Below are 5,127 nucleotides of genomic sequence, written 5' to 3' on the forward strand. Positions count from 1 at the left end.
CGGGTCGAAGGAGCCGCCACCTCAGCTCATGCGTTCAACAGACTCCGGGACATCGCCTGGAGTCGCTGAATGACCCTGAAAGATCAGGGCATCCGTCAGTGAGAGCGGGAGTCTGAAGCGATGCCCAAGACGGGGGATAGGGAGCAGCTTCATTGAGAGAGGCGTCAAGTGAAGCGCAGGAGGATAAGAGCAGTGCAGCCGCCAATGCAGTAACTGCGGAGGCAACTGATTGCAGAGTGTGCATCTGAGGCCTAACGTTTGAGCTGAGACGACCCCGGCGGCGGAGCGCTTGGGCCGCGAGGCGGATGATGCCAGCGAGCGCCTCGCGGCCCAAGTGCGTAGCCGGTGGGGGTCGGCTCGAGCGAAGGGTTAGGCTTCACTCGCGTTGCGCAACTGTTTGCGTACGGTTAGCTTGAGGCCAGACCACACCTCGCTGACCGCGCAGATCTTGATGTCGACGAAGCCCAGAGGAAGAGCAAGTTCGCGAATTACGTCCTCGGTGACGTCGCTCGGAATCTTGGACGACTTCTTGGGCCACGAGACCCAGACCGCTGCCTCGGCATTGAGCTTCTTGCGCAGCGTGGCGAGATGACCCGAAAGCTCTTGCCGCTTGGTGACAAAAACATGAACGACGTTGGTCGACCTGGACAGTGCGTTCTGTCTCTCCAACCCTGACGGCAGGGTACCGAGCAAGGATTCGTACTCCTGCGGCTCGTTGAGGACAAGAAGGTAAGTGTTGTCCGTTAGTCCGAGCTTCTTTGGAAGCGGTGTTCCCGAGTAGCCGACTGGCACGGCGTTTCCCTGTGAAGCCTAACGTTTGAGCTGAGCGGACCGCGGAGGCAAGGCGCCTTGGCCGCGAGGCGGATGATAGGCTTCCACCGCCTCGCGGCCAAGGTGCCTTGCCGGAGAGGGTCCGCTCGAGCGAAGGGTTAGGCAGCACTGCGCGGCACTCAGGAGCCTGAACGTTGGAGTAGGTTGCTCAGACGTGGCGGATTCACGTAGCGAAGAAGCCGCGGCCTGTCGCAGTTCGTGGGCTTTTTTGTTCAAGCGCCTGCGGCGGCGACCTGTCCGAGTCCGCGTGCAAGCGCCTGCGGAGGAAGGCGCGACCCGAGCAGCCAGATACAGGACGCCAGGGCGCCAGACGGAATAGAAACCGGCACAGGCGCGCGAGCCATAGGCTGGCCAACAACTTGCTCGCCCAGTAGTTCAAGTCCCGGGCGAGCGCCTGCGGCTGCAGCCTTGGCCGGTTCTTTGCTCGCAGATGCACCAGCCTTTGGAGCTTGCGGGAAGTCTGTTCGCTCTCAGCAGCAAAGTGACCGAAGCGCGAGCCTTCTGTATTCGCGGCGACTGCCGCGGCGCACGGGGAGACGAACACATGGGGTTCCTGTGCTGCCTAACGTTTGAGCTGAGGGGCCGTAGCCGGGAAGGCGCTTGGCCCGCGAGGCGCATGATGACAGCGAGCGCTTCGCGGGCCAAGTGCCTTGCCGGCGGAGGTCCCTCTCGAGCGACCAGTTAGGCCTCGGCCCTGGTGGCGCGCGCACCTTTGACGCTGACGCCACCGCTTGGAAGGCGTGGTGGCCAATGCCTGGGCGGCGGAGTTTATGCCGGACTCACGAACTACCTGCGCCTGCACGGCGCTGGCCGAAGGCACAGTCTTCCGAGGGCGCAGGCACCACTGACAAGCTGACAGGGGAGGTTGCCTAGTACAAGCGCAGGTCCGAGCTACTCGCCAGCCGAGAGGTCGTGACCGAAGGCATAGCTCGTCCGAGTTTGCCGTCGCCGCGCTTCTGCGCGGCGCTCGTGGGCCTAGATTGGGAAGCGCGCCTGGTGGCACGACTGCGATGGCCCGAACTGCTAGCGCGCTCCGAGGCCTAACGTTTGAGCTGAGGCGACCGCCGCGGGTTGGCGCTTGGGCCGCGAGCCCGATGATATGCACCACGGGTTCGCGGCCCAAGTGCCAAGCCGTGGAGGGTCGCCTCGAGCGAAGGGTTAGGCCTCACCTCGCTCCGCCAACTTGACGTTGCAGGTAGCCATGAACAAGCTGGATGACGCTTGGGGTTGCCGCGCTGTGGCCCAGGACTTCCTTGAAAAGTTGCTGGGCGGGTACTCCGGCGACAGTGCTGGAACCGGCATTGACGATTCGATTGATCATGAGGGCATTGAACACGCAAGGTGTTCGACGAACGGAGGCGACCAGTTCCTCTTCATAGTTGTCAGCCGCCTCTAACGCATGAACGATGCTCCAGAAGACACCGAATCCATCGTCTTCAGGGAATCGCTCGAAGACCTGGAGCAGGGCTACTTTGTCCGATTGACTCAGGCCTGTTGCATATGCGCTTGCGAGCGTGGCCTCCAACTCCTGCAATTGCGTAGGGTCTTCGGGATTCGTGAACGCAGAGAGCTTGGACGTGAGCACGGCGTTGACTGTGAGGCCTAACGTTTGAGCTGAGCGGACACCGCCGGGAAGGCGCTTGGCCCGCGCAGAGGATGATGACACTGGCCGCTGCGCGGGCCAAGCGCCTTGCCGGTGGAGGTCCGCTCGAGCGAAGGGTTAGGCGGCAGCGCGGCGCTAGAGAGGAAGACGGGGCAACTCTCCGGGCTCCTCAGGCTTGCGCTTGAGCTTGTCTGTCACCACGTCGTAGGCTGCTCCTGCCCGATCTGCGATGGATCGCGTAACGTCGGCCAGCGTGCGCCCGACAAGACTGGTGGCGTCACTGATGAACCGCTTGAACTCGGCGATGCTTTCGCCGCTGAGAAGCTCCTTACATTTTCCGACCACGAAAGCGACGATGGACTTGATCAGTTCAGCGCCCATCTCCAAGCCTTGGCCGACCCGTTGGATGATCGCGTTGCGTTCGTCGTCAGAAAGCGCCGCCCAACCAAAGTAGATTGCCCCGATCGCGGCACAAGTCATGGCCACTGGGTTGACAGGGCTTGTGACGACGGTTGCCACGGCGAGGAAGGGATGCCCAAGGATGAGCTGCCCGATCGCAATAACCGCCACCGACACGGCGTATCCCAGGCCGAACCCGAACTTGGCTGCTTCGAGTACGCGGCCCGATGCTTCGATGGTGCGGTTCACTGACTTCTTCATCGACTCGATTAGGTCGTCGATGTAGGAGTCGATCGCCTTGGCGGTGCCATACAGAGCCTTGATGGCAGCGACTATGGGGTTATCCAAAGCAAGTGTGAAACTCATGATCTTCTCCTCCACCGTACTCATAGCCAGGATTCTGCCGCCTAACGTTTGAGCTGAGGGGCCGTAGCCGGGAAGGCGCTTGGCCCGCGAGGCGGACGATAACCTTGAGCGCCTCGCGGGCCAAGTGCCTTGCCGGCGGAGGTCCCTCTCGAGCGAAGGGTTAGGCCTCACTCGACGAATGGCAGCGAGATGTTGTGCTCGGAGAGTACCCGCTTGAAGTGAGCGACAAGTTCGGTCAGGTGTTCGTGGAGGTCAGACAACTCGTCGCACTGATCCGGAGGAAGCAGATCGGATGCAACCTCCTGAATGCGAGCAACCTGGCGCAGCATTTCGTGAAGTGTGTCGCCTTGGATGAGGACCCCAGGGAACCTTCTTCCGGGGTGGCGCAGGATCGCGGCGTTTGCAGCGTCGGAGTAGATCTCGACTGACTCGCTTCTCAATGCTGACTCCACGAGATTGGCTCAGGCGGCCGATGGTTGGACGATCATGTGAGCGGCGTTCAGAGCATCTCGCCGATGCTGGGGTAGGCGTCATCCTTGTTCGGGCTCAATGCAAGGGCATGCTGTGTGGGACACCCTGCACGACAACTTCCACTCAGCTCGCCTGCAGAGCGAGAAGGTGCGACGAACAACGTGTCGAGCACACGATGAAGATCCTATTGCGCCTGCTCATCTTCCTCGACCTGGTTGCTATAGCGCCGAGTCTGGTGCTGTTCATTCCAACCGGCATGCTCTTCGACGGCGGGTACACAAACAAAGCTTTGATGGGCTTCATCGCGATTCTGGCGGTCCCAGTGTCGTTGGCGACTTGCCTCGTCTTGGCAGTGCGGTACCGACGTCTTGGCCTCGATGCGAGAGCCGTAGCCGCGGCGAGTGTTCCCTGGCTCGTGGCACTAGTGTCGGTCCTCCTTCTCGCAATTTCGTGAAGAGCACGGGAGCGGCTTGTGGAGCGCGGGCACCACCTCGAACGGTTTGCGTGACGCCTAACGTTTGAGCTGAGGCGACCGCCGTGGATTGGCGCTTGGGCCGCGAGGCCGATGATATGCACCACGGCCTCGCGGCCCAAGTGCCAAGCCGTGGAGGGTCGCCTCGAGCGAAGGGTTAGGCGTCACCGCGTGTCAGCGACCGTGAGGTTCCAACTTGGCGCCAGCGGAAGCAAGCAACTCTCGAAGCACAGATCGATGACAGTGTTCTTCTCGCTCGCAGTAGCAGCCCACGGAAAAGTTGGTTTGCTGTGACAGCGCGGCGAGGAGGCCGATTGAATGGCTGTTCTCGGGTGTAGCCATCTCCGCTCGGTACCTGCGAACAAACGCGGACCATTGGGCTGGAGTCCCGGCATCCTGCCCAAGCTTCATCGTTTCGACGCTCGGCGCCAGGTTGGGGAACCAGACGTCGTACCAGTTCTGGCTCGCGAACGCAGCTTTGGGAACGCCACGCGGAGGACGACGAACCGTTCCGATACGGAGGCCTTCGTTCTCCGTTCTTGGCGTGCCAAGTCTTACAACGCGGACAACCATCGGTGTTCCTCGTGACGCCTAACGTTTGAGCTGAGGGGCCGTAGCCGGGAAGGCGCTTGGCCCGCGAGGCGCATGATAGACAGCGAGCACCTCGCGGGCCAAGTGCCTTGCCGGCGGAGGTCCCTCTCGAGCGAATGGTTAGGGCGCACTCGGGGCTGCTGGCGCGCGAAGAAAGCCGGGCCGGGATGGACTGGGGTTGTTCTCGCAAGCTGTGCTCGAGCCAGCCTGGAGGGGCCTGGAAACGAACTCTTTGGCCACACCGAGCGCACGTGGCATCAAGCCGGTGTAGATCTCTGCCCCGAGCACCTGCGGTTCGCCGCCCGCCAACGGACGGGCGGCCGGAACGAGCCTTGGCAGGGCAGCGACGAATGCAGAACCTGAAGCGCCAAACTTCCAACGGCGAAGGTTCACA

6 protein-coding genes are annotated in these 5,127 nt (G+C 62.0%); 1 reads left to right on the forward strand and 5 read right to left on the reverse strand.

Features of this window, described 5'->3' with window-relative positions; all coding sequences use genetic code 11:
- Nucleotides 1-369 precede the first annotated feature (369 nt).
- The 4 genes from D9C15_RS09240 to D9C15_RS34540 all read right to left on the reverse strand — a co-directional run bounded on the left by D9C15_RS09240 (nt 370) and on the right by D9C15_RS34540 (nt 3,651).
- Entirely contained in the window at nt 370-792 is a 423-nt protein-coding gene (locus D9C15_RS09240; protein ID WP_127997168.1) for a DUF3052 family protein, read from the reverse strand.
- Nucleotides 793-1,996: 1,204 nt separating this feature from the next.
- Nucleotides 1,997-2,416, reverse strand: a complete 420-nt coding sequence (locus tag D9C15_RS09245) for a hypothetical protein (RefSeq protein WP_127997169.1) — start codon at nt 2,414-2,416, stop codon at nt 1,997-1,999.
- A 153-nt stretch (nt 2,417-2,569) separates the two neighbouring features.
- Nucleotides 2,570-3,199: a hypothetical protein gene (locus D9C15_RS09250; protein ID WP_127997170.1), complete on the reverse strand. Its 630-nt coding sequence runs from the start codon at nt 3,197-3,199 to the stop codon at nt 2,570-2,572.
- A 167-nt stretch (nt 3,200-3,366) separates the two neighbouring features.
- Nucleotides 3,367-3,651, reverse strand: a complete 285-nt coding sequence (locus D9C15_RS34540; RefSeq protein ID WP_375138768.1) for a DUF6959 family protein — start codon at nt 3,649-3,651, stop codon at nt 3,367-3,369.
- 194 nt (nt 3,652-3,845) lie between these two features.
- Here D9C15_RS34540 and D9C15_RS09260 point away from each other — a divergent pair, with 194 nt between their 5' ends.
- Nucleotides 3,846-4,124, forward strand: coding sequence for a hypothetical protein (locus D9C15_RS09260; RefSeq protein WP_127997172.1), 279 nt, complete (start codon nt 3,846-3,848; stop codon nt 4,122-4,124).
- Between the two features lie 192 nt (nt 4,125-4,316).
- On the opposite strand, the gene D9C15_RS09265 is transcribed toward D9C15_RS09260, so the two are convergent.
- Nucleotides 4,317-4,715, reverse strand: a complete 399-nt coding sequence (locus D9C15_RS09265; protein ID WP_127997173.1) for a DUF488 domain-containing protein — start codon at nt 4,713-4,715, stop codon at nt 4,317-4,319.
- Between the last annotated feature and the right edge of the window lie 412 nt (nt 4,716-5,127).

Origin of the sequence: Piscinibacter defluvii, from assembly GCF_004011805.1 — a bacterium.
In the GTDB taxonomy this organism is placed as follows: Bacteria; Pseudomonadota; Gammaproteobacteria; order Burkholderiales; family Burkholderiaceae_C; genus Piscinibacter; species Piscinibacter defluvii.